Below are 23,953 nucleotides of genomic sequence, written 5' to 3' on the forward strand. Positions count from 1 at the left end.
TAGCCCGCGTCGGCCGCCTGGCTCAACCAATGATGACGCCTACGCATGCGGGATGGCGCGCCGCTCCTCCATGGCGCGCCCAAGCGTGACCTCGTCCGCATACTCGAGGTCACCGCCCACGGGCAAGCCACTGGCCAGGCGCGAGACGGCCACACCCAGGGGCTGGATGATGCGCGAGAGGTAGGTTGCGGTCGTCTCCCCCTCCACGTCTGGGTTCGTGGCAAGGATGACCTCCTCCACACCGCCATCCGCCAAGCGCCCCAAGAGCTCGCGCACGTGCAGCTGGTCGGGGCCGATCCTGTCCATGGGAGAGATGACGCCGCCCAGCACGTGGTAGAGCCCATGATAGCTGTCCGTCCGCTCGATGGCGGACACGTCACGCGGCTCGGAGACCACGCAGATGCGGCTGTGGTCGCGCGTGGCATCGGCACATATGTCACAGGTGTCGCGCGTGGCATACGAGAAACAGATGGGACAGAAGTGCACCTGCCGCTTGACGTCCATGATGGCCGACGCAAGCCGGTGGGCCGTCTCGTCATCGGCCTCCAGGATCCAATAGGCGATGCGCTGTGCCGACTTGGGGCCAATGCCGGGCAGGCGACCAAGCTCGTCGAGCAGGCGTCGCAGGGCGTGGCCGTCCCCATATGAGGCGTCGCTGTCAGAAGCGTCACTCATGCGCGGCGGGCCTAGAAGAGGCCGGGGACGTCCATGCCACCGGTAATGGCCCCCAGCTGCTGGTTGGCGGCATCCTGTGCGCTCGAGAGGCACTCGTTGACGGCGGCAAGGACGGAATCCTGCAGGAGCTCGACGTCCTCGGGATCGACCGCCTCGGGGTCGATGGTGACGGAGGTGATCTTCATGTCGGCGGTACCGGTGACCTTGACCATCCCGCCACCCGCGGAGGCCGAGACCTCGATGTCGCCGAGCCTGTCCTGCGCATCCGCAAGCTGCTTCTGCATCTTCTGGGCCTGCTTCATCATCTGCTGCATGTTCATGCGCACACGTCTCCTTGTACGACGTCCAATGGGGGGTGCCAAAACGACACTACGAATCTTAGCCCATCACGAGGATGGGCGCAGGGCGGGCCGGCAGTACGCCTCATCCCTGGGGACCCTGGTCGGACTTGACCGTCACGCCATCGCCAAACACGTCCGTGAGCATGTCGAGGATGTCGCCGAGTTCGGAGGACTGCCCCTCTGCCGTAGGGGCCGTCTCTGGTGCAGAGGACGACGTGGGTTCGGGCTTGGGATCCGGGGCGGACGGGGGGACGGTCTCAGCCTGCGAGGTGGACGCGGAGTCGGACGGGGACGCCGGCTGTGACGCCGGTTCGGGTTCCCAAGGAGCCACCGGACCCTCCTCAGATGCCGGTTCGGGGTGCGCCTCGGACGGCGCGCTGGGGGCGGAGACGGGCTGCGGAGGCACGTCCGGGGCCGGTGCGGGAGCCGTGCCCACAGCCGGGACCGAAGCGTGCGTCGCTGCGTCGCTCGCCTCGACGTACCGAACCGCGCGCGTGCCAAACACCTCCTCGATGGCCGTCCCGACCGCAGAGCGCACGTCATCCTTCTCAAGCATCTTGGCGGCAAAGGTGGATCCCCTCGGCAGGCCCACCTGCAGGGTCGTGCCATCGTCATCAAGGGCGATGGCAGAGAGCAGCAAAGACCCGCGCGGGGGATCCCTGTGGACGAGTCCGTCGACCACCTGCTTCCATCGGCGCTGGAGCTCGCCGGGATCGCTGACGGCACCCGTGACCCCCGAAGCCGTGGGATCGGGCCGTTGCTTCCGTGTGGGGGCTGAGGACGGCACGGGCTGGGGTGTGGGGGCCGGAGTGGGTGTGGGCCGTGGGACCAGGTCGGACTGGGAGGCCGGGGGAGCCGGCTCCGGAATCGGCTCCGGAGCCGGCTGCCGCGCCGGGGTGGACTGTGCAGGCGGGACGGGTCGCGTTGCGGGCGCCGCGGGCGCGGCGCCCGCGCCATGGGGAGCCGTGGCGGGCGCCAGGCTGCGCTCGAGCTGGGCAACCCTGTCCGCAAGCGACTCGAGCGTGAGGTCCGCCTTGGGCCGGGCGATGCGCGTGAGGGCCACCTCCAGCACCAGGCGCTGGTTGGGAGCCGTACGCATCTCGCTTGATGCGTCGCTCAGCACGATGAGGGCGCGCGAGATGCGGTCGGGCGAGCCAAAGGCCAGTGCCTCGTCGCGCAGGCGTCGTCCCTCCTCGGCGCCCAGGTCGAGGACGCTCGCGGTCCCATCCCCCACCACGCTCGCAACATACACGTCGCGCAGGTGGGCGGCCAGCTCGCGCGAGAGGTGTAGCAGGTCGCGCCCGCCGTCCACGAGCTCCCCGACCGTGGCGAAGAGCGTCGGCACGTCACGCTGGGCAAGGGCGCAGGCCATCGTGGCCAGCGTGGAGCCCGAGACCTCGCCCAAGAGGTCGCGCGCCGCCTGCAGCGACACGTCCCCCCCGCCAAACGTCGAGAGCTGCTCCAGCGTGGAGAGGGCATCGCGCATGCCACCACGCGCATGGCGCACCACCAGGTCGAGGGCGGCCTCGTCAAACGTGAACCCCTCACGCTCGCACACCTGCTTGAGATGGGCCAGGATCTCGTCGTTTCCGATGGCGTGAAAGTCAAAGCGCTGCACGCGCGAGAGGATCGTCGCGGGAACCTTCTGCGGGTCGGTGGTGCAGAGCACGAAGACCACGTGGTCGGGCGGTTCCTCCAAGGTCTTGAGCAGCGCGTTGAACGCCGCCGTCGTGAGCATGTGCACCTCGTCGATGATGTAGACCTTGTAGTTGCCCCGCACGGGCGCATAGCTCACGCGATTGATGATCTCTTCGCGGACGTTGTCCACACCGGTGCGCGACGCGGCGTCGAGCTCGTAGACGTCGGGGTGCTCGCCCGCGGCGATGAGCCGACAGTTCTCGCAGCTGCCATCCGGCAGGTGGCCCGCACCCTGCTCGCACATGAGGGCCTTGGCCAGCAGGCGCGCCATGGTGGTCTTGCCGGTGCCACGAGGCCCGCAGAAGAGATAGGCATGGCTCGTACGGCCCTCGAGCACGGCATGCTCGAGGGTCGAGACCACGTGCTGCTGTCCGATGACATCCTCGAACCTCTGTGGGCGGTACGTTCTGTAGAGCGATTCCATGATGCCTCCTGGGGCGTTGCCTGAGACCTCAAGTATACCTGCGGCATGCACGCGACTTGAGTAACGCCACGGAACCAGGACAGGCGCGCGTACGCCCCGCCCCCATGCCTGGTATGCTGGGTAGGATGCATATCAGAGGGGAGCCATGCGCATGAGCCGGGCCATGCGCGTCCTCGAGCGCAACAGGGGGCAGACGCTCGTCATCTCGTCAGCAGACGAGGTGCACGTCGTGCCCCTGCGCGACATCCTCTATGTTGACCTCATCAAGCACGACCTGCAGTACCATCTGGAGCACAGGGTGCTCAGGCGGCACGGCAGCCTCACGAGCGCCGCATGGGAGCTGCCCGCGGCGCTCTTCGTAAAGCTCTCGCAGGGCTGCATCGTCAACATGTCTCACGTGCGCACCATCCGGGGCGACTCCATCGAGCTCGACGATGGAACGCAGCTGTACTTCAGCCGTTCGCGCCGCAAGCCCTGCCTCGAGGAGCTCTCCCGCTTCTTCGGGGGGACGATATGACGGGCTCGTCGTTCTGGGGGGCGCTGGGGTGGGCGAGCGCGGGCATGCTCTCCTGCATCGAGATCCTCGTGGCAGAGCTGGTGGTCATCGTCATCCTCGCCGTCATTGGCTTCGACCTGCTGCTGAAGGCGAGCGTGCTCGCGCTGCTCAGCCCCCTGGTGGCGCTCTGCCTGCGTGCCTTTCATGCCGTGGTGTGCCTCTTCGTGCTCCTCGTCGAGGTGGAGATGGTCATCAACCGGCAGCTGGAGGGCGAGGTGGAGACGACCGAGCGCCTCATGGCCAAGCGCGAACGCCAATACGCCCTCTCGCGCGAGAGCATCGAGGCCATCAACCTCAAATGCCACGACCTGCGCCACCAGATCCGCCACCTCTCCGACACCGGCGCGGCCGTCGTGGACAAGGGCGTCCTCGCCGACATCGCGCGCGAGGTGGCCGTGTACGACTCCAGCGTGCACACCGGCAATGACGCGCTCGACACCATCCTCACCGAGAAGAGCCTGCTCCGCGAGCGTCGGGGCGTCACGCTCACCTGCATGGCCGATGGCTCCGCACTGGCCGTCATGGCCGCGGTGGACATCTACTCGTTCTTCGGCAATGCGCTCGACAACGCCCTTGAGGCCGTCGGTGCCCTTCCCGACGACGCCATGCGCAGCATCTCGCTTCTCGTGCGCCGCCAGGCGGGCATGGCCTCCATCCACATGGAGAACTTCTGTGCGCCAGACGCCCACCTCGACTTCGAGGGCGGCCTGCCCCAGACCACCAAAAGCGACCGCATGAGCCACGGCTTCGGCACCCGATCCATGCGCGCCACCGCAGCGCGCTATGGGGGAACGATCGTGTTCTCCAACGACGGCGGCACCTTCTGCCTTGACGTTTTGCTGCCCCTCCCCCAGCTCGCCCACCACCTGGGCGAGCTGGGGCGGTTAGCTGGTAGCCGCCTTCCCATCGTTGCTGGGAACGGTGATCCAGAACTTGAGCGCCGGGAAGCTCACCACCACCGCGAGCAGCGTGTTGGCCACGGAGGCGATGGTGCCCGAGAGCCCCGCCTCCATACCAAAGGAGTTCTGGCAGAGCGCGGTGATATGACCCGGCAGGATGAGGTTGACCACCACGATGACCACGGCCAGCACCGCGAACTTCGGCGCCGCCTGAGAGAAGTCGGCCGTGGACCTGAAGACGAGCTTCATCTGCATGAAGAAGTTGACCACCTGGGCCGCCACCTCGGCGATGAGAAACGTGATGAAGCCGCCCAGGCCCGTGCCGCCACTGGCTGCACCAGGATAGTTGAAGATTAGGAAAGAGAACGGGGTCGTGAGCCCCATGGCACCAATGAAGACGGCCGTGCCGACCCAGGTGCACGCGAAGCGCGTGATGGTGGAGATGTTGCTCAGGACGTTGAACAGGATGAACTGCCACACGCCCTCGTGCTGCTGGGTCCACTCCTTGAACGACACGTCAGTTCCCCTTCCTCGCCAGGCGCCGCTCACCTGCGGCATTGCGCACGACATTCACCAGAAGCTCCCACACGGGAGGCAGAAGGAACCACGCCGTCCAGACGCCCCAGAAGATGACTATGTCGTGCCGTAGAAGGCCCACGACGGTCGCAGGCACGACACCCGCAAGGCCCCAGCCCCTGAGCTCGCCCACAAGGACGTCCACCATGCCCATCGAGATGAGCTGGCCCGCGTTCTTGGCGAGCGCGCGGATGGGCATGTTGTAGATGAACTCCACGTTGAGATCGGGCACGCCCGCCCTTTGCGAGCGCCTCTTGAGGACGCGCAGCACGGCACCCACGACCCAGAAGATCGGGCTGCGGCAGCGACCGAGGTCGCGGAAGCATACGTTGCGATCGATCCTGAAGCGCTCCGTGGGAACCTCGTGACCCAGAAGCGCTGCAAACTGCGCGTCGCTCACATGGCGGATGTCGGCCGTCTCGTAGGGAGTGACGTCACGTCCCTCGTAGGGGTTGGGGGCATCCGTGCCCTGCACGCTCACGCGCGCAGAAAGCCGGATGTCCTCCACCGAGGCGCCCACCTCCACGCGGTAGGTCCCGCCCTCCACCTCCCAGGCGTTGGTCCGGTCGTTGAAGTAGCTGAACGAGCGGTCGTCCAAGCCAACGCGCACGCGGCGTGTCTCGCCGGGATCCAGGTACACCTTGGCGAAGCCCTTGAGCTCGCGCACCGGGCGGAACACCGTGACGTCCGGCTTCGAGACGTAGACCTCGGCAACCTCGGCCCCTGCGACGGAGCCCGTGTTGGTGAGGTCGAAGGAGACCTCGAGCTCCGTGTCCGCGCCGAGGCAGCTCACCTGCACGTCGTCGTACCGGAACGTGGTGTAGGAGAGGCCGTACCCAAACGGGTATGCGACGGGCACCCGTGCCTTTTGGTAGTAGCGGTAGCCCACGTAGATGCCCTCGCGATACGTGGCGACCATCTCGCCGCTCGGGAAGGTGCCATAGGTCGGGGTGTCTCCCAGGCTGGCGGCCCAGGTCTCGGCCAGCTTGCCCGAGGGATTCACCGCACCTGTCAGCACGTCGACGGCAGCGGACGCACCCGCCTGACCGCCCAGGGCCAGGTACAGCACGGAGCGCGCACGATCCGTCCATCCCGTCTCCACGGAGCTGCCCGCACTCAGCAGCACGACCACCTGGGAATTTGCCGCGCTCACGGCGGCAAGCAGGTCGATCTGGTTCTGGTTGAGGCGCATGTCCGCGCGGTCGATGCCCTCGCTCTCGGCGAGCTCGTCCAGGCCCAGGCACACGAGGGTCACATCGGCCTGCCGTGCCAGGCCCACGGCCTCGTCGTGCAGCGCCACGTCCGTACCGCCGGCCACCCCCGTTGCGTAGCCCGTGCGCACGAAGCCCTGGGCAAACCCCACGCAGTCAAGGTCTGACGCCTTGACGGCGTCCCGCAGCGTGTCGAGCCTGGTGCAGTTGACCAGCGAGGAGCCAGCTCCTTGGTAGCGCGGCGTCTGGGCAAAGTCGCCAATGAGGGCGACACGCGCACCGGGCGCCAGGGGCAGCAGCGGGCGCGCCCCCTCGGGTGCGTCGTTCTTGAGCAACACGATGCCCTGGGAGGCGATGTCGCGCGCCAGGGCATGATGCGCGTCCTCGTCAAAGGGCAGACCCGTGGATGCCTGGACGGCAGGCGCCGTCTTGAGGATGAGCTCGAGGGCCTCGTCCACGCGGGCGTCGATCTCGTCCTGCGTGATCGTGCCCATCTTGACCGACCTCATGAGATCGCGCACGGGATCGAGACCCGGTGCGGGCATCTCAAACGTGGAGCCCGCGCGCACGCCCGCCGTATGGTCGTTCGACCCACCCCAGTCGGTGACGACGGCGCCCTCGTAGCCCCATTCCGTGCGCAGAATCTGCTTGAGCAGGTGATCGTTCTCGTTGGTATAGACGCCGTTGACCATGTTGTAGCTGCTCATGACGAGCCAGGGCCTGGCCTCGCGCACCACGATCTCGAACCCCTGCAGGTAGATCTCGCGCAGGGTGCGCTCGTCCATCACGGAGTCGGATGCCTGGCGGCGCGTCTCCTGGCTGTTGGCGGCAAAGTGCTTGGGGCAGGCCGCCACGCCATTGGCCTGGATGCCCCGCACGTACCCTGCGGCCATCCGTCCCGCCAGAAACGGGTCCTCTGAGAGGTACTCGAAGTCGCGACCGCAGAGCGGGCTGCGCTTGATGCAGAGCCCCGGCCCCAACACGGCACCCACGCCCTGGTCAGCCGCCTCCTCGCCCAGCGCCCTGCCCAGGCACTCCGCTAGCGACGGGTCCCAGCTGTTGGCAACCGTTACCGCCGTGGGGAAGCACGTGGCGGGCAGGGAGCCACCAATGCCCAGGTGGTTGGCCAGCTTCGGGTCCTGGTGGCGTATGCCATGCGGCCCGTCGGAGAACTGTAGCTCGGGAATCCCCAGCTTTGGATAGGCGCGCGTGCCAAAGGCGGACTTGCCTGAGAGCAGGGCGCACTTCTGCTCGAGGTCCATGCGATCGATGAGGTCCTGATGCGTGTGTTTCATCGAAGGAGTCCCTTCAGATGTGCGGGCCAGGCAGCTTGCGTGCCTGGCCCGCACGGTTCACTCGTCTGGGTGGCCACCCGCCGGGGCACCCGTGACGGGTGCACCTGGGCCAGACCTTACGCCTTGTGGGCCTGCACGGCGCCTGAGGAACCTGCGGATGGCGAGAACAAGGAGCAGGGCGAGGATCACGCCTCCACCGATGGCGACGATGCGGAACGCGATCTCCCAGGGAGCCGTGGCAAGCTGAGGGGTTCCGTTGGCATAGAGCCAGCTGTTGGCCGCGGTGTAGAGGATGTTGTGCGCCGCGGTGCGCATGGCCTGCTGCGTGGTGGCGTTGTCCGTGTCGGTGATGACGTTGGTGGCGTCACCCTGCACCTGCGTGGTCGCGAGCATGGCATCGTTGCCGTTGCGGATGGCGAGGTTGGCGTTCTGGTAGCCGTAGCCGCTATAGTAGTCGGTCTCCACGAAGCCCCGGAAGCCCCACTCGCCGCGCAGGACGTCGTTGAGCAGGTGGCTGTTGCGGCAATTGGCCTGCGTACCGATATAGTTGAACGAGCTCATGACGGCCGTGGCGTGGCCATCGGTGACGGACATCTGGAAGGGCTTGAGGTAGACCTCGCGAATGGCCTGCTCGCTCGCCCAGGTGCACAGCATGTTGGTACGGTTGGTCTCCTGGTCGTTGAGGGCAAAGTGCTTCATGAACGGATACACGCCGTTGTCAGAGGCACCCTTGCACTCCTGGGCGGCGATGATGCCGGACAGGTAACCGTCCTCGGAGAAGTACTCGAAGTTGCGTCCTGCATAGGGGGAGCGATGGATGTTCATGGCGGGGGCATACCAACCCGTCACGTTGAGCTCCTTGGCCATCTGGGCGATGTACTCGCCGTACTGATAGGCGATCTGGGGATTGAACGTGTTGGCGATGGCGACGGAGGCGGGAAAGCCGATGGATCCGGCGCCCGTGAAGTTGTTGTTGAGGGCCGCGGGACCGTCGACGTCGGACTGGCGCGGCTTGCCGATGGCGTTCACGGCAGCGTTGTTGTAGCCGGCGAACGAGATGAGGTCGCCCATGTCCTGGAGCGTGAGCTCGTCGAGGAGCTGGTCCCACGGCGGGTCGTCGTAGTCCTTGCCATAGAGCTGGTAGAGCTGGACGCCGTTGTGCGCACCCGTCGTGATGGCGGTGGCGTTGGGATCGTCCTGCATGCCCTGCCGGTAGTTGGAGGCGTTCACGAAGCCGGCCTTGTACTGCTCGTTGAGCGCCGTGTCACCAGGGGCTGCAAGGGCCTGGTCGCGGTTGGCAAAGTGGTCCGCGCGGGACAGGTAGGTGATGGAGCCGTCGCCCTCACCGTACTCGCCCTGGAACTCGTTGGTCGCAGCCGTCTGGTCCACGGAGCGCTTGTTGTCTCCGGAGTAGGTGATGGTGGACGGAATGGTAACCGTCGCACTCTGGATGGCGGTGTGGGAGTCGGAGTTGATGGACACCGCATAGTCGCCCTGCTCGAGCACGTACGCCTGCGCGCCCTTGGAGTCGTAGGAGGCCATGTCCTCCTTGTCGAAGGTCACCTTGATGACCTGGGACTCACCGGGGCCGAGCACCTTGGTCTTGTCAATGTGCACGAGGTTGGCCGTTGCCTTCTCGATGCCGCCATTGGTGTAGGGCGGGTTGTGGTAGACTTCGACAACATTCTTGCCGGCCACGTCGCCGATGTTGGTGACCGTGACGTCGAAGCTCACGCTGTCCCCGTCAGCGGTGACGGGACCCATCTCCTGTGAGAACGTGGTGTAGGAGAGACCGTAGCCAAACGGGTACTGCACGGCAGCGTCGTAGTCGAGGACGCCCTCGGCCGCGGCGGTCTCGTAGTACTTGTAGCCCACGTAGATGCCCTCGACGTAGTTGACGTACGTGGGGTCCGAGGAGCCGAACATCTGGTCCGCATGGTAGTCGGACATGTTGGTGTACTGGTATGAGCCAATGTTGTTGTGCCACGGCGCCTGCGAGAAGTCACGCAGGAAGGTGTCGGTGGCCCTGCCGGAGGGGTTCACGTCGCCCTTGAGGATGGAGCCCAGCGCATCGAAGCCGGTCTGTCCCGCAGGAGGCGCCCAGACGACACTCTTGATCTGGGGATAGTCCTCCACGAAGCTCAGGTTGAGAGCGTTGGCGCCGTTGTACACGAGCACGACGTTGTCGAAGTTGCTGCAGACGAGGTCGATCATGTCCCGCTCGGACTTCGTCGCGTCAAGATAGCCCTGGCCAGGAGTCCAGTCGGAGTACTCGTCGCTGTTCTCGTTGTAGTAGACCTCGGTGGAGCCGAAGCGCGAGCTGGAGGCGTCGGGTGCGTAGTCGCGCTCGTGCTTGATGATGGTGCTCATGTCGTTGGGGAGGTCGGCACCCTCGCCTCCGGAGCGGGCAATCACGATGACGGCGGTGTCGGAATACTCCTTGGCATCGTTGATGAGGTCATCGCCATAGGTTGACGCGGGAGGCTCGGGAAGCGTCCAGTCCTGCCCCATCATGCCAACCTTCGGCCGCGTCGAGCAGTACTGGGTGTAGAAGTCGGTAAGCTCGGAGTTGGTCTCGATCCCGGCGTCGTTGAGGCCCTGGATGAGGCTCGTGGTAGGATACTGGGCGTTCATGGAGCCGGAACCGGTGCCTCCGTAGACGGGGTTGGAGGACGCCCAGCCAAAGACGTTGACCTTGTTCGACCGCAGCGGCAGCGTGGAGCCGTCGTTCTTGAGCAGGACGATGCCCTCGCCCTCGGCATCGATGGCAAACTGCTTGGTCTGGCTGACGGTCTCGTCGGAGAGCTGGTACCTCACACCGCCCACCTGGGCGACCAGCGTGTTGAGCGGGCCATAGAGCATGGTGCCCACCGAGATGATCAGCGCGGCGCATGCCGCAATCCATCCGGTGGAGTGAACGAGCTTGCGCACGGCCCCATCCTTGACGGTCCTCTTGTTCACCGCAATGGTGAGCACGAGGGCGAGGACGAGAAACGCACCGATGACCACAAGCTGTGGGACGATCGACTGAATGACCGCCATGACGTCGGACCAGTTGATGCTGAGCATGCTGCCGCTCCCTCCCTGGGCGCTCTCAGGCGACCTCCTCCAAGGTCACCGACCCTGACGGGCGATGGGCCGGACGCCCCACACCGAGGCATGGCCCCGCCCTCACGCCTTTGCCCCCTCACTGTAGGAAGGCCCCCACGGGAACGAGGGGGCCTGACGGATTCGGTAGCGCAGACGGCAGGTTTGGTGAGGCAGGTGCCGTTCGTCCACCGCGAACGGCAGGGAGGTGCCGACACCCGACCTAGGTGCGACGGGGCCTGAGCCGTGCGCGCACGAGCCCCACAACCGTGGGCACGAGCGAGACGACAACGATGCCCACGATGAGCAGCTCGAAGTGCTCCTGGACCACGGGTATGCCGCCAAAGAAGAAGCCCAACAAGGTGAACAGCGTGGACCACGTGATGCCGCCCAGCACGTTCCACACGACGAAGTTGCGCCAGTGCATGCCGCCCATGCCAGCGATGAAGGGCACGAAGGTGCGGATGAACGGGAAGAAGCGCCCGAGGAAGATGGCCAGGTGGCCCCACTTGTCCAGGAACGCCCGGCTCTTCTCGATGCGTTCGGGCGTCATGGCCTTGACCTTGCCCGATGCGATAATGCGACGCCCAAAGAAGTGGCCGATCATGAAGTTGCACTGGTCACCCAGGATGGCCGCCGACCACGCGACGGCAAGCAGCGCGATGATGTTGAACCCGCCACCCTGAGCGAAGAAGCCCGAGGCAAAGAGGAGGGAGTCCCCCGGCAGGAAGGGGAAGAACACCACGCCCGTCTCGATGAACACGATGACGAAGACCAGACCGTACGCCGCAAGGGGTCCCATGGCTATGGCACCGGCGATGGCACCGCGCGGATCCTTGAGAAGCTCGGCGATGAAGTTGAAGAATCCCATGCGGCGCAGCTCCCCCTCGCTTGGCCCTCTTGGCAGGCAACGCGCGGCAATGCGCGCAAAAAAGTGCACTCGATGGGAACGGGCGCCCGCCAGAGGCCCCTTATGGCTGCTGCCTTCCGACCCTGACCAGGTTCGAGGTGTAGCGTCGCCCGCACCCATCGAGCGCACTCGCAGCTACACTTTACCAAAGCTCCGCCTCGTCTGCCAAAACTGCATGAATGGGCAGGCCACGCCTGGGCCACCATCCCCGAGCACAGGGGACGGGGATACCGCGCGCATGCGCTACCCTATCCATGGATGGCCACGTTGATGGGGGGATCCATGATCAACAGCTACTGCAAGAAGCCGCTCTGGGAATGCAATGGGACGCTCGTGAGGGTGGCCCAGGGCCAACAGGCCGCCGACACCGTCATCAAGGACGTCCGCCTCGTGAGCGTGACCACCCATGAGGTGCTCGAGCGCACCGACATCGCTCTCTCCTGTGGACGCGTGGCCTATCTGGGCATCGATGGTCACAGCGCCGACCACTGCATCGGAGCGGGCACCACGGTCGTCGACGCCCATGGGCTCTACGCCACGCCGGGCCTGCTCGACAGCCACATCCACATCGAGTCGTCCATGGTGGGACCCTCCGAGTATGCGCGCGCCGTGGTCCCCCATGGGACCACGGGCCTCTACGCCGATCCCCACGAGGTGGCCAACGTACGCGGCCTCGAGGGCGTCAGGGCCATGTGGGCAGACGCCGCCCGCACGCCCCTCAAGGCCATGCTCACCACGCCATCGTGCGTGCCCGCCGTCACGGGGGTGGAGGACACCGGTGCCGACATCGGAGCCGCCGATGTGGCCCAGACCATGGCCTGGAGCGAGACCTGCGCCTTGGGCGAGATGATGAACTTCCCCGGGGTGCTCTCGTGCGAGGAGCGCCCCCTTGACGAGATTCGCGAGACCCTCAGGGCCGACCGCGTGGTGACGGGCCACTACGTGAGCGCAGACACCGATCGTGGGCTCAATGCCTACGTCGCCTCGGGCGTCTCGAGCTGCCACGAGTCCGGCAGCTTCGACGAGGTGCTGGCGAAGCTGCGCCTGGGGATGCATGCCCAGCTGCGCCAGGGCTCCGCCTGGCTCAACCTGCCCGGCTACCTCCCTCGACTCATCGAGAGCGGCGTGGACACGCGCCTCTGCATGCTCTGCACAGACGATTCCCATCCTCACACCATCGTGGGGGACGGCCACATGGACCGCGTGCTGCGCACGGCCGTCGGCCTGGGGCTCGATCCCGTGACCGCCGTGCAGATGGCGACCACCAACACCGCCACCTACTTTGGGGTGGGACGGGACATGGGTGCCGTCGTCCCCGGCGCGTGCGCCGACATCGTGCTGTGGGACGACCTCAAGGACTTCCGTGCGCGGACGGTCTGGATCGATGGCGTGCTCGTGGCCCAGGATGGGCACGCCCTCTTCGAGGTGGAACCCTTTGCGTGGCCCATGTTCATGACGAACACGATGGAGCTCGGTGACCTCCTGACGCCCGAGGCGTTCCAGTTTGCCTGCGATCGCCCAGACGGCCACTGCATGGTGCATGTCATCGAGGTCAACGCTGGCGACACCATCACCCGGGACGCCATCGTGGAGGTGCCCGTGCACGATGGCCTCCTGCAGGCCGACCCCGCCCATGACATTCTCAAGCTCTGCGTCTTCGACCGCCACCATGGCAGTGCGGGCACCTACTCCCATGGCTTCGCCACCGGCTTTGGCGTGCACGGCGCCCTCGCCCAGACGGTGAGCCACGATGCCCACAACCTCCTGGTGATGGGCGACAACGACGCCGACATGCTGCTGGCGGCACGCACGCTCGAGGCGTGTGGCGGTGGTGAGGTGGCCGTGCAGGAGGGCAGGGTCTTGGCCCTGGTGGAGCTCCCCGTCTGCGGCCTCATGAGCGACAAGCCCGTCGAGGTGGTCTCCGACGAGGTGTCCCGCATCGAGGAGGCCTGGCGGCAGATGGGCTGCAGGCTGCCGTCACCGTTCATGACCATGGGCGTCATGTCGCTGGCCTGCGTGCCCGTGCTGCGCCAGACCAACCGCGGCTACGTGAACTGCACGACCTTCGAGACGGAGCCCCTCATCGCGGACTAGCCGATGGTTTGGCCAGATCCTATGCGTTCCGCCTGCCCCGGTTGAGGTACTCGCCCAGCCACGGCACGGCATAGGCCACCTCACCCTTCCTGGTGGCGCGCACCACGTGCCCGTCGATGAGGCTCGACCGGTACTTGCTCCCCCAGCTGTGGCTCTTGCCGCAGCGTTCCGCGACCTCCGTCACCCTGCTGGATGCGGGGTAGTCTTGCGCCATGGCCTCCACGAACATCCGCTGCGCCCCGGTGAGCCCCCTCACGAGCGGCGCGCACACGGCCTCCTGGAAGGCCAGGGAGGCATCCTCCCGCGCGTTGCACAGGTCAAGCTCCCCTATGATGCTCGCATGGCGGCGCTCGGCAGACTGCCACAGGTAGTAGCCCATCAGCTGGACCATGTAGGGATAGCCTCCCGAGGCCTCGGCGGCCTCAAGCGCGAGATCACCCGAGATGCGCTTGCCCGACGCGGCCATCGTCTGCAGGTAGGCCCGGCGCACGTCCGCAATGAGCACATCCCCCAGGCTGTAGTGCACGCAGCGGCGCAGGAAGGTAAGGACCTCGTCGTTGGTCAGGTCATCCACGAGCGCCGGAAGCCCCGCAAAGACGAAGGCGATGCCGTGCTTCTCCGTGTCGGGGACGTCGCGCATGTCCTCGTCGCGGATGACATGCTGGACGGCCGTGGCGATCGCGATCAGCTCGTTACGGGATGCTGCCTGTGTCTCGTCGACGGTGAAGGCGATGCCCTTGCCCGCCGGCATGCCTGCCAGGCGCTGCTCGATCGCACGGCGGAGGGTCACCGGCGCCGCGGCGGCCGAGAGGCGCACGCTGCCCAGGCGTGCCGAGACCTGTCCCACCGTAAGCTCCGGCGCGAGATCGACCCCCGTGAGGCTCAGGCCATCGTCCGCGAGGGCGCTCACGATGCGCTCGGCCATGCCCTTCGACGCCGTCTCGGAGACGACCAGCCACCCGTTGGCCTGGGCGACGCGGCCGAGCTCCGTGAGCAGGACGGTCTTGCCATATCCCCGCTGCCCAGTGATGAGCATGAGACGCTCCGGTGCCCCGGCACCGTTGCGCAGACCGTCCTGGAAGTCCGCAATCACGTTGTCGCGGCCGATGAGGATGGGCGGCATCTTGCCTGCCGTGGGCTTGAAGGGGTTGACCTGCAGCGCTGCTGACATACGATTCACCGTTCTTACCTGTCCCGCATATAGATTCCACACCACCTTATACTATTACATACCGTTTTCTACTCTATGCCTCAGGGGATCACACGCGGCGGCCGGAGGCAAGGAGGCCCGACCACACCACCGTGTGGCCGGGCCTCCCCATGCGACTGTCACATGGCCACGATATGGCCTTTCACCTGCGCACCTTGCGGTAGAACGCGATGAGCGCCCTGGTGCTCTCGTCCTGGGCGGACAGCGCCTCGTCGTCGTGGAAGGCGGGCGTGATCTGCTTGGCCAACTGCTTGCCCAGCTCGACGCCCCACTGGTCAAAGGAGTCGATCCCCCACACCGTACCCTCCACGAACGTGATGTGCTCATAGAGCGCCACGAGCATGCCCAGCGCATGGGCGTTCAGCTCGTCGCCAAAGATGGAGGTCGTGGGCCTGTTGCCCTCGAACACGCGGGCGGGCACCATCCACTCGGCCGTGCCCTCGGCGCGCACCTCCTCGGCCGTCTTGCCAAACGCCAGCGCCTTGGTCTGCGCAAGGAAGTTGGCCAAGAGCAGCTCGTGGACGTCCTGCTCCCCATCCCTGTTGGGGTTGGCCGTGTTCGCAAAGGCGATGAAGTCGGCGGGGATCAGGTGCGTGCCCTGATGGATGAGCTGGTAGAACGAGTGCTGGCCATTGGTGCCCGCCTCGCCCCAGAAGATCTCGCCCGTCTTGGTGGTGACGGCCGTGCCGTCCCAGCGCGTGGACTTGCCGTTGGACTCCATCGTGAGCTGCTGCAGATAGGCGGGGAAGCGGTGCAGATACTGGTTGTACGGGAGCACGGCGTGGCTCTCGGCTCCCCAGAAGTTCGCATACCACACGTTCATGAGACCCATGAGCGCAACGACGTTCTGCTCGAGCGGCGTCTCGCAGAAGTAGGTGTCCACCTCATGGAAGCCCGCCAGAAGCTCGTCGAACACCTCGGGGCCATAGGCCAGGATCACCGAGAGGCCCACCGCCGCGTCGACCGAGTAGCGGCCACCGACCCAGCTCCAGAAGCCGAAGGCGTTCTGGGGGTCGATGCCGAACTCCTCCACCAGCTTGAGATTGGTGGACACGGCCACGAAGTGGCTCGCGATGGCCTTGGCCACAGACTCGTCCCCGCCGTCGATGGCGCCCTGTGACGTCAGGCCACCAAGCAGCCAGGTGCGCACCTCACGCGCGTTGGTCATGGTCTCGAGCGTGGTGAACGTCTTGGAGACGACCACCACGAGCGTGGTCTCGGGATCGAGCCCCTTGACCTTCTCGGACATGTCGTTGGGGTCGATGTTGGAGACGTAGTGCACCCTGACGGCGCGCGGCAGGGCCCCCAGGGCCTCGTACACCATGACGGGGCCAAGATCGGACCCGCCGATGCCGATCGACACGACGTCGGTGATGGCCCTGCCCGTGACGCCCTTCCATACCCCCGAGCGCACGTCGTTCGCAAACGCATACATGCGGTCGAGCACCTCATGGACGTCCGCCACGCAATCCTGGCCGTCCACGATGAGGGCGCCCGCGTCAGAGGCGGGACGCCGCAGCGCCGTGTGCAGCACGGCACGATCCTCGGTGGTGTTGATGTGCGCGCCGGAGAACATGGCATCGCGCCGCGGCTCGATGCCCACTGCCCTGCCCAGCGCGACGAGCAGCTTGACGGTCTCGTCCGTCACGAGGTTCTTGGACAGGTCGATGTGCAGCTCCCCCAGATCGAACGAGAGCTTCCTCACGCGCTGGGGATCAGTGGCAAAGCACTGCTTGAGAGAGAATTCCCTCGTCTGCAGCCGTTCATGGTGATCCCTGAGCGCGGTCCACTCGCTGGTATGAGTGACATCGATGGGTGCTACAACCTCTGCCATGGTGCTGCTCCTTCTCCCGCATCCGACCCCTGCGACACGGCTCCCCTAGGCATGAACCGCCCCGTTAGCCATATGCTCATCTTAGCGCACGGAACGTCCGGCGACCGACAAAACGGCCCGCGATCCCGGCGCCGGAGTCGTTCGCAGTCGCCAGCGGAGCCTCCTCGAGTCGTTCGCAAAACGCCGTAACCCGCTCATCGTAGACATGCAGGCACATGTGTTATTGATAAGGCTATAAGCAGAGAATGGGGGGTAAGGTTTGCATACGACCCAAGGCGACTGCACCGCACATTGCGTACGACTCCCACGGCGATGACGGGGGGGTGGCTAGTAGGGCTCGCCAAGAGGCGGCAGCTGCTTGAGGCGGGCCCACATCAGCTGCTTCTGTGCCTCCTCGCCCAGCGCCGCCGCAAATCCACCCAGGTTGAGCACGCGCATGCCCAGCACGTCGACAACCAGACCCGCCTCGAGCATGCTCTGGTGAATGTCTGGCAGCCCCACCAGTTCGTCCGCTAACGCCTCCCTCAGGGCGGCGGCAGCCGTCTCGTCGCACACGATGAGCGTGTCCGGATCGAGCGTCACCACTGCGAGGCGCAGCAGCTCCGCATCGAGTGCGCGTCCCCCCTCATCCACTGCGGCAAGGCCGCACCAGTCCTCCGGTGCATAGCCCAGCGCCGTCAGCGACGCCCGGAGCGCCGTGCCGTCCGGGCCGCCCAGCAGCGGGGCTCCCGTGCGCTCGGCGTCGGAGAGATCCCCCTTGACCAGGCAAACGCTCGAGAGGGCGTTGCCCACCATGCGCACGCCGCGCTCGACAAGCGCGACAATCTCCCTGCGCGTCTTGGCGAGATATGCTGCGCGGCGGTCTTCCTGCATCTGCGCCACGACCCTTCCTCATCGGACCTGTATGCGCACCGATTCTACAACTGAAGCCCATCTCTTCTGAATATCCCCGCGCGTCTGGGTATAAGGCAGGCAGTGCCAAACCGTGCGCTAGCCGCGCACGAACAAGAAGGAGAACCATATGGCTAACGCGCTTACCGCCGCAGAGTTCGACACCCTGGTCGCAAAGTCCGACAAGCCCGTCCTCGTGGACTTCTGGGCGTCCTGGTGCGGCCCCTGCCGCGCCCTTGGTCCCGTCATCGAACAGGTGGGCGACGAGATGGCAGACAGGCTCACCGTCCTCAAGTGCAACGTGGACGACGAGGGCGAGCTTGCCCAGCAGTTCCAGATCGTGTCCATCCCCACGCTCATCCTGTTCAAGGACGGCAAGCCCGCCCACACCATGGTGGGCAACATGCCCAAGGCCGATCTCGTCAAGGAGCTCGAGGCCAACCTGTAGGCTCCTCATGCAGTCCTTCGCTGATGGCGGCAGTGGTATATCCTAGTCGCCAACAGCCAGGGCGGATGCCACACGGCATCCGCCCTCCTGCTTTCTGCAGGGCATGACGATGGGGGCGCTCTTCCATGGATAGGGGCACAAGGGCACACATACGCGCAGTGCATCGCACGTTCAGGGGGCTCGTGCGGGATAACGTGCACACCATCGTGATGGTCATCGCAATCATCGTGTTCGTCTGGCTGCTCCAGGAGGTGCTCGAGGGCGAGGCCATCAGGCTGGACACCCTGGCATATCAGGTCATTGTCCTGCACATGCGTCGACCCTGGCTCACCCCCATCATGCAATCCGTCTCGGAGCTGGCTCTGCCCGTGGTGTTGGTGGTGGTCATGCTCACCGTCGAGGCCTTTGCCCCCGGCAGGTGGCCGGGACTCTGTGCCGCGGTCAACCTCGTCTGCGTCGTCATCCTCAACACGCTGCTCAAGGCCATCATCCACCGACCTCGCCCGGATGGCTTCCGCCTCATTGCCGAGACGGGCTACAGCTTCCCTTCGGGCCACTCCATGATTGCGATGGCGTTCTATGGGCTGCTGGCATGGATGGTGTGGCACTATGAGCGCGACCGCCTTGTGAGGTACCTCTGCGTGATCGGCTTTGGCGTCGTGGTGGTAGCCGTGGGATTCAGCCGTATCTACCTGGGCGTCCACTACTTTACCGACGTGCTCGCCGGCTTCGCCGTCTCGCTGGCGTGGCTCTGCCTCTACGTGAGGCTCTTCGTGCCGCTCTTCATGCCATGCGAGTTGGCATGGCGCCGCCCGAGCAAACGCGCACGCGGCGAACCGCGGCAGGGCTAGAACCAGGACCTGTTCTTGAGGCGCCCGTCATCGAGCTTGATGATCTCGGCCGAGATCACGCGCTCGTCGTCCACCATGATGCGACCGATGGTGGGGCCACCCGCGCGCGGCGAGGTGGGACTGCCCGGATTCATCACCAGCGTACCGGTGCGCCGGTCACGCCCCACGAGGGGTCGATGCGTATGGCCGCAGATGGCGATGTCACAGGTCTGGAGGTCAAGTCGCTCGCGATAGTGGCAGATCTGCCACCGCAGCCCCTCCGAGAAGAAGTGAACGTCCCGGCGTACCAGCGGGCCATAGTCGTGGCCATGGTCGTTGTTGCCAAGACAGGCCTTGACCGTGGCAATCCGGCACAGACGCTCATAGTTCGAAATGGAGCAGATGTCCCCTGCGTGCACGATGAGGTCGGCGCCCTCGAGAGCATGCAGCAGCTGGTCGGTGAGGACGCCATGGGTGTCAGAGACGATGTCGTACCTCATGCGGCCCCGCTAGATGCCCAGAGCTCGCTTCAGCGAGACGACGCGCCTGCGCGACACGGGAATCTTCTTCTCCTCGACGCCCTTGAGACCAAGCTGGAGAATACCGCTTGAGATGACCTCGACGTCCTCGATGTGCTCGAGGTTGACGATGTAGCCGCGGTGCACGCGGAAGAACCCATGGGGCACCAGACGATCCTCGAGCTTGGCAAGCGAGATGGTGGAGAGGAAGCGGTCATCGGCCGTGTAGATGCAGGAATAGTCATCCTTGGCCTCGATGTAGCGAATCTGGTCGATGGGGACGAGCACCTTGCGGCCACCCTTCTCCACGGGAATGCGCTCGGTGGCCGGATCCGTCGCCGTGGCGGTGCGCTGCTCGCGGGCCTCCACCTTGTCCAGCGCACGCTCCAGGCGAATGGTCTCGACGGGCTTCATGAGGTAGTCGACCGCATCGACGTTGAAGGCCTCCACGGCATACTCGCCGTACGCCGTGACAAAGATGACGTCGGGAGGGTTCTTGAGCTTGTGAAGCGCCTCGGCAAGCTGCATGCCGGACGTCTTGGGCATATGGATATCCAGGAAGAGCACATCCGTCCCACGGTGGTGAGCCGCATCCTCCTTGTAGCGCACCAGCAGCTCCACGGCCTCACGCGCGTTGGAGGCCTCCTCGATGGTATCCACACGCCCCGTCTCCTCGAGGAGAAAGCGCAGCTCAGAGCGTGCCGGAGCCTCGTCATCAATTATCAGTGCGTTAAGCATGCAGAACCCACCATCCCTGCGCAACGACCCGTCGCATGACGCTGACGGGAGGAGCCAAGACAAGTCAAACGGAAGACTATGCCACCTGTAATGATACACAATTGTCGGCCATACACCATTTCTGACGTCTGTGCAGCTAGACGGGGTTATTCTCATGACGGCCGATGCGCAGGGCGACCCGTGCGAGACGCAGTGTGACCACCGTTCCCTCTCCCTGCTTGGACATGATCTCTACGCCGGAGTGCTCGCCGTAGAAGTGACGCACGCGGTCGGCCACGTTGCGCAGGGCGACACCGGTGCCACGCGCGCCCCCCCGAGAGGCATCGGCATCCATCAGGCGGCGTTCGGCATCGACGTCCATGCCGACACCGTCATCGGCAACGGCAAGCAGCACATCATCGCCATCCGTCGTAACCTGTATGTCTATGTGCAGCATCCCCTCGTCACGCATGCCGTGGCGCACCGAGTTCTCCACGATGGGCTGCACGATGAACCCGGGCACCATCACGTTCTCGCACCCCTCGCCCACCATCTCGGACTCCACGATGCGATCGTCGCCAAAGCGCGCCTTCTCTATCTTGAGGTAGCGCCTGGTCTGCGCAAGTTCCTCCTGCAGGGGGATGAGCGACTCGGTGCTCTCGAGCTGACAGCGGTAGTACACGGCAAACTCACGCAGGAGGTCACGCGCCCGTGCCGGATCGGTGCGCGTGAGGGCCGCCATCGTATTGAGCGCGTTGAAGAGGAAGTGTGGGTTGATCTGCGCCTGCAGCGCCTTGACCTCCGCGCGGGCCGTAAGCTCTGCCTGCCGCTCCAGCTCGTGGGTGGAGAGCTGCGTCGAGAGCAGCTCGGCAAAGCCACGGACGATGGTGAGTTGCGTGCGATCAAGCTCATGGCTGTGTCGGTAGTAGAACTTGATGGTGCCCACGCAGTGGTCGGCTACCTTGAGCGGCGCGAACACGGCCGCGCGCAGGCGCGGTGCATCCTTCCCCGTCGAGGAACCAGCCATGCCGTCAGAGGCGGTGGCAGGGTTGGTGAAGGTGAGCACGCGTCCACTCTTCAGCACCTCGCGAGTCGCATCCGAGAGGGGACCACCACCGCCCACGCCCAAGGTGCCCTCGCCAACGTAGGCAAGCACTGCCCGCGTGTTGGTGATGGCGATGGCCGTCGCGCCTGTCTCGGCCAACAGCAGCTGGCACACCGCGACAGAGCCCTCGCGCGTGAGACCGGAGGACATGTGGCCCAGCGTTGCCGAGGCAAGGCTCAGGGTGCGACGCATGGCCTGAGAGCGTAGGTCATCCGGGGCCAGGAACACGGACCCCTCCAGCACGATGAGCACGGCCAGCGTGCCGCCAGCCACGGCCGCCGCGGCCAGATTGTCTCGGATGATGCCCCGGGCCAGCAGACACAGCATGCCGACGGTGGCAACGGCGAGCACCAGGCGGATGAGAAGCGCCGAGCGAGACGACGGCCCGAGTGCGAGCCTACTCACGGTGACCTCCCCAGCTCACGGCAGAGGACGCCAGGCCCGTGGATGGCCCATGGGCCGCGCCAGGGCGAACGCACGCGCCATAGTCGTTGGGAGTGCCCATGTTCACCACGCGACGCGCAATGAGCATGTTGTCCCACAGGAACGACATGATCTGGGGCCAATAGGTCAACAGTTCGAAGTAGGTGCCCGCGACACTTGCGGCCCATCCCTGCGCCTCGTGGCGACGCCTGAACAGTATGCTGGCATAGCGCCCGCGCTCGGGGCCGGCGAGCATGCGGATGAGGGACGTGAGCAGCACGCGTCGCCGCACGTTCCCCCCATCCAACCAGTCCGCAGGATAGGGCCGAAGGGACTCGGGGCGTACCTGACGCATGCCGATGGTGGCATTGGCGCGCCCGAGCTTGGCGATCTCGTACTCCCAGCGATAGACGTCCTGCAGGAAGCGCGTGGCGTGGGAGGAGTCGTCCGGGGGGACGTGCCGCACGCACCAGGCATTGTCGAACCACACGTCGTACCCCATCATGCGCATGTTGAGCAGGTAGTCAAGGTCCTCCCCGCGCGTGATGGTGGGATCGAAGGCCACGTGCGTGAATGCCTCCCCCGCGAGGGCGAAGCAGCCGCCGCACACGTAGTTCGACCGGGAGATGCGCGTGGTCGAGAGGGCCCGGTGCATCCACTGGTTGAAGCTTACGCGCTTGGACCAAAAGCGGTCACGCAGCGGCAGATCCCCCTGCGGGGCATAGGGAGAGCCATCCGTATCGAGGAAGTAACCGCTCTTGGCCAGGATGGGTAGATTCTGGCGCGTCTTCATGCCCAGGCCATAGAGCGCGTCTATGAGAAAGTCCCCATTGGGCACCACCTGATCATCATCGAGGAACACCACCACGTCATGGCCGAGCACCGAGGCGACGGCCAGGCCCATGTTGCGGATGGCGCCATAGCCGCGCAGTGCGATGGCCGAGCCACCCAGCCTGGGGACGCAGCGCTCCACGGCGCCCGCGATGACCTCAGCCTCGGCCGACCCAATGACCAGCGGGTTGAGGTCGCGATGTGCGCGGCAGATGCCGTCCACGCGCGCACGGGCATCCGCCTCGCAGTCCGCAGGGGCAACCAACAGCACAATCACGCGCAGGATCCCACGAACGTCCTCGAGCGAATCGAGACACACCTCCAGCTCGGGAACTGGCTTGAGCACGGGTGTGGCATGGTCGTAGGCGCATACGTCACCAAACTCCACGGCATCCTCTCCGCGATTCCAGTAGCTGGGAATGACGATGACAGGGTTCAAGGGGGGATTAGTTCCTCTCTGACATGCGGAGTGCGACGCGCTCGTCCGATGCCGCACGGGCGACGCCCGTGGGCGCGGCGGGGCCTCGCCCCATGATGTTGGCAGAGGCAGACGACGTGGCAGACTCCCGGAAGGACGGTGGGGTACGGGCATCGGACGTTCGGGCCATGCGACCCATGATAGTCTACCGTATGTCCCTCCATGTCAGGCGAGCTGCAATCTCCTGGCCACACGGGGCGCGCGGGCGGGGCCCACCGGACCTCTCGGCCCCTAGTGCGTACGCGCAAGCAGCGTGCGGTAGGCGTCACGCAGACGATGCCCCTCCTCGCCAGCATCGTCGCAGGCCAGCACCACGCCGTGCTCGTCAGAGACGAGGAAGGCCTCGTCGGCATCGAGCTCACCGGCGTGCGCGTCATCCAGCAGATGTGCGCTGCGCTCCACCGGCGTCCCCAGCGTCCGTGCGAGATCCTCGATGAGGGACGCCGCGCCGGACGCATGGGCGTCCTCATCGATGCCCCAGTAGAGGCATTCGTCATGCCAGACCCACAGGGACTCCGGCGCCACACCCGTCTCCCACGCCTCGGTCCGTGCCGTCCGGGCACGCCCCACCAGGTGCGCCAGCTTGGTGGCATGCAGCTCCTCATAGGGGCCAACCGTCATGGCCGCCTGGCCAGCATCGTCCACGACGAGCATGAGCACGCCATCCGGATGTGCAACGGCCCCATCCGCGAGCGTCCACTCTATGTGCTGCTTGGCCCAGGAGATGAGCCCCGCGTTCAGGGGCCGCTCGTCCAGGCGACGCCAGGAGAGGGAGCGCAAGTGCCGATTCTCGAGGGGCAACTTGCGGTTGGAGAGGCGCCAGCGGCACACGAGCGCGGGCGTCCCCAGGCGAAACGAGTCGCTGGTCTCAAGGGGCATGTCCATGGCATCGACCTCCTTTG

Annotated in this window: 20 protein-coding genes and 1 other RNA gene; 5 read left to right on the forward strand and 16 right to left on the reverse strand. The window is 65.7% G+C overall.

Annotated elements, in window-relative coordinates; translation table 11 throughout:
• Positions 1-39: 39 nt before the first annotated feature.
• The 3 genes from recR to dnaX form a co-directional block, all read right to left on the reverse strand.
• Positions 40-675 carry a recombination mediator RecR gene (gene recR, locus J2S71_RS02970; protein WP_021725122.1) on the reverse strand — a complete coding sequence of 212 codons (636 nt, stop codon included), beginning with the start codon at positions 673-675 and terminating at the stop codon, positions 40-42.
• An 11-nt stretch (positions 676-686) separates the two neighbouring features.
• On the reverse strand, positions 687-995 hold the full coding sequence (locus J2S71_RS02975; protein ID WP_021725154.1) for a YbaB/EbfC family nucleoid-associated protein: 309 nt from the start codon (positions 993-995) through the stop codon (positions 687-689).
• Positions 996-1,098: 103 nt separating this feature from the next.
• The gene (gene dnaX / locus J2S71_RS02980) at positions 1,099-3,138 is read right to left on the reverse strand and encodes a DNA polymerase III subunit gamma/tau (RefSeq protein ID WP_307388674.1); all 2,040 of its coding nucleotides are present in this window, start codon (positions 3,136-3,138) and stop codon (positions 1,099-1,101) included.
• 145 nt (positions 3,139-3,283) lie between these two features.
• Between dnaX and J2S71_RS02985 the strand changes: the two genes are divergently transcribed.
• Positions 3,284-3,655: a LytTR family DNA-binding domain-containing protein gene (locus J2S71_RS02985; protein ID WP_307388676.1), complete on the forward strand. Its 372-nt coding sequence runs from the start codon at positions 3,284-3,286 to the stop codon at positions 3,653-3,655.
• Positions 3,652-4,950 (forward strand): ATP-binding protein, encoded by a 1,299-nt coding sequence (locus tag J2S71_RS02990; protein ID WP_307388677.1) that lies wholly within the window; start codon positions 3,652-3,654, stop codon positions 4,948-4,950. The genes J2S71_RS02985 and J2S71_RS02990 overlap by 4 nt, the downstream gene beginning before the upstream one ends.
• 160 nt (positions 4,951-5,110) lie before the next feature.
• Here the strand turns inward: J2S71_RS02990 and J2S71_RS02995 are convergent, their stop codons facing one another.
• From J2S71_RS02995 to ffs, 4 genes are all read right to left on the reverse strand, one after another.
• Positions 5,111-7,675, reverse strand: coding sequence for a beta-glucosidase family protein (locus J2S71_RS02995; RefSeq protein WP_307388679.1), 2,565 nt, complete (start codon positions 7,673-7,675; stop codon positions 5,111-5,113).
• Between the two features lie 57 nt (positions 7,676-7,732).
• Positions 7,733-10,744, reverse strand: a complete 3,012-nt coding sequence (locus tag J2S71_RS03000; protein ID WP_307388680.1) for a glycoside hydrolase family 3 N-terminal domain-containing protein — start codon at positions 10,742-10,744, stop codon at positions 7,733-7,735.
• 241 nt (positions 10,745-10,985) lie between these two features.
• The gene (locus tag J2S71_RS03005) at positions 10,986-11,633 is read right to left on the reverse strand and encodes a DedA family protein (protein WP_021725146.1); all 648 of its coding nucleotides are present in this window, start codon (positions 11,631-11,633) and stop codon (positions 10,986-10,988) included.
• Between the two features lie 66 nt (positions 11,634-11,699).
• An RNA gene (ffs, locus tag J2S71_RS03010) (signal recognition particle sRNA small type) lies at positions 11,700-11,795 on the reverse strand.
• Between the two features lie 159 nt (positions 11,796-11,954).
• On the opposite strand from ffs, the gene J2S71_RS03015 reads away from it, so the two are divergent.
• Positions 11,955-13,766, forward strand: a complete 1,812-nt coding sequence (locus J2S71_RS03015; RefSeq protein WP_307388682.1) for an adenine deaminase — start codon at positions 11,955-11,957, stop codon at positions 13,764-13,766.
• A 19-nt stretch (positions 13,767-13,785) separates the two neighbouring features.
• Here J2S71_RS03015 and J2S71_RS03020 read toward each other — a convergent pair whose 3' ends face one another.
• The 3 genes from J2S71_RS03020 to J2S71_RS03030 form a co-directional block, all read right to left on the reverse strand.
• Positions 13,786-14,937 carry an ATP-binding protein gene (locus J2S71_RS03020; protein WP_307388684.1) on the reverse strand — a complete coding sequence of 384 codons (1,152 nt, stop codon included), beginning with the start codon at positions 14,935-14,937 and terminating at the stop codon, positions 13,786-13,788.
• Between the two features lie 181 nt (positions 14,938-15,118).
• Positions 15,119-16,810 carry a glucose-6-phosphate isomerase gene (gene pgi, locus J2S71_RS03025; RefSeq protein ID WP_307388686.1) on the reverse strand — a complete coding sequence of 564 codons (1,692 nt, stop codon included), beginning with the start codon at positions 16,808-16,810 and terminating at the stop codon, positions 15,119-15,121.
• 327 nt (positions 16,811-17,137) lie between these two features.
• Positions 17,138-17,683, reverse strand: a complete 546-nt coding sequence (locus J2S71_RS03030; RefSeq protein ID WP_040650856.1) for a hypothetical protein — start codon at positions 17,681-17,683, stop codon at positions 17,138-17,140.
• Between the two features lie 148 nt (positions 17,684-17,831).
• Here J2S71_RS03030 and trxA point away from each other — a divergent pair, with 148 nt between their 5' ends.
• Both trxA and J2S71_RS03040 read left to right on the forward strand, forming a co-directional pair.
• Positions 17,832-18,149 carry a thioredoxin gene (trxA, locus tag J2S71_RS03035; RefSeq protein ID WP_307388688.1) on the forward strand — a complete coding sequence of 106 codons (318 nt, stop codon included), beginning with the start codon at positions 17,832-17,834 and terminating at the stop codon, positions 18,147-18,149.
• Between the two features lie 158 nt (positions 18,150-18,307).
• Positions 18,308-19,000: a phosphatase PAP2 family protein gene (locus J2S71_RS03040; protein ID WP_307388690.1), complete on the forward strand. Its 693-nt coding sequence runs from the start codon at positions 18,308-18,310 to the stop codon at positions 18,998-19,000.
• Here J2S71_RS03040 and J2S71_RS03045 read toward each other — a convergent pair.
• From J2S71_RS03045 to J2S71_RS03070, 6 genes are all read right to left on the reverse strand, one after another.
• Positions 18,997-19,479 (reverse strand): metallophosphoesterase family protein, encoded by a 483-nt coding sequence (locus tag J2S71_RS03045; protein ID WP_021725115.1) that lies wholly within the window; start codon positions 19,477-19,479, stop codon positions 18,997-18,999. The genes J2S71_RS03040 and J2S71_RS03045 overlap by 4 nt on opposite strands.
• A gap of 9 nt (positions 19,480-19,488) precedes the next feature.
• Positions 19,489-20,235: a LytR/AlgR family response regulator transcription factor gene (locus J2S71_RS03050; RefSeq protein ID WP_040650824.1), complete on the reverse strand. Its 747-nt coding sequence runs from the start codon at positions 20,233-20,235 to the stop codon at positions 19,489-19,491.
• Between the two features lie 136 nt (positions 20,236-20,371).
• Complete coding sequence (locus tag J2S71_RS03055; RefSeq protein ID WP_307388693.1) at positions 20,372-21,724, reverse strand: sensor histidine kinase; 1,353 nt, start codon at positions 21,722-21,724, stop codon at positions 20,372-20,374.
• On the reverse strand, positions 21,717-23,012 hold the full coding sequence (locus J2S71_RS03060; RefSeq protein WP_021725157.1) for a glycosyltransferase family protein: 1,296 nt from the start codon (positions 23,010-23,012) through the stop codon (positions 21,717-21,719). Before J2S71_RS03060 ends, J2S71_RS03055 begins: the two co-directional genes overlap by 8 nt.
• A gap of 7 nt (positions 23,013-23,019) precedes the next feature.
• A complete protein-coding gene (locus J2S71_RS03065) occupies positions 23,020-23,181 on the reverse strand; it encodes a hypothetical protein (protein ID WP_198009542.1) in 162 nt (53 codons plus the stop codon).
• Between the two features lie 101 nt (positions 23,182-23,282).
• Positions 23,283-23,936, reverse strand: a complete 654-nt coding sequence (locus tag J2S71_RS03070; protein ID WP_021725148.1) for a hypothetical protein — start codon at positions 23,934-23,936, stop codon at positions 23,283-23,285.
• Positions 23,937-23,953 lie beyond the last annotated feature (17 nt).

It is taken from the genome of Olsenella profusa DSM 13989 (assembly GCF_030811115.1).
Lineage (GTDB): Bacteria > Actinomycetota > Coriobacteriia > Coriobacteriales > Atopobiaceae > Olsenella_F > Olsenella_F profusa.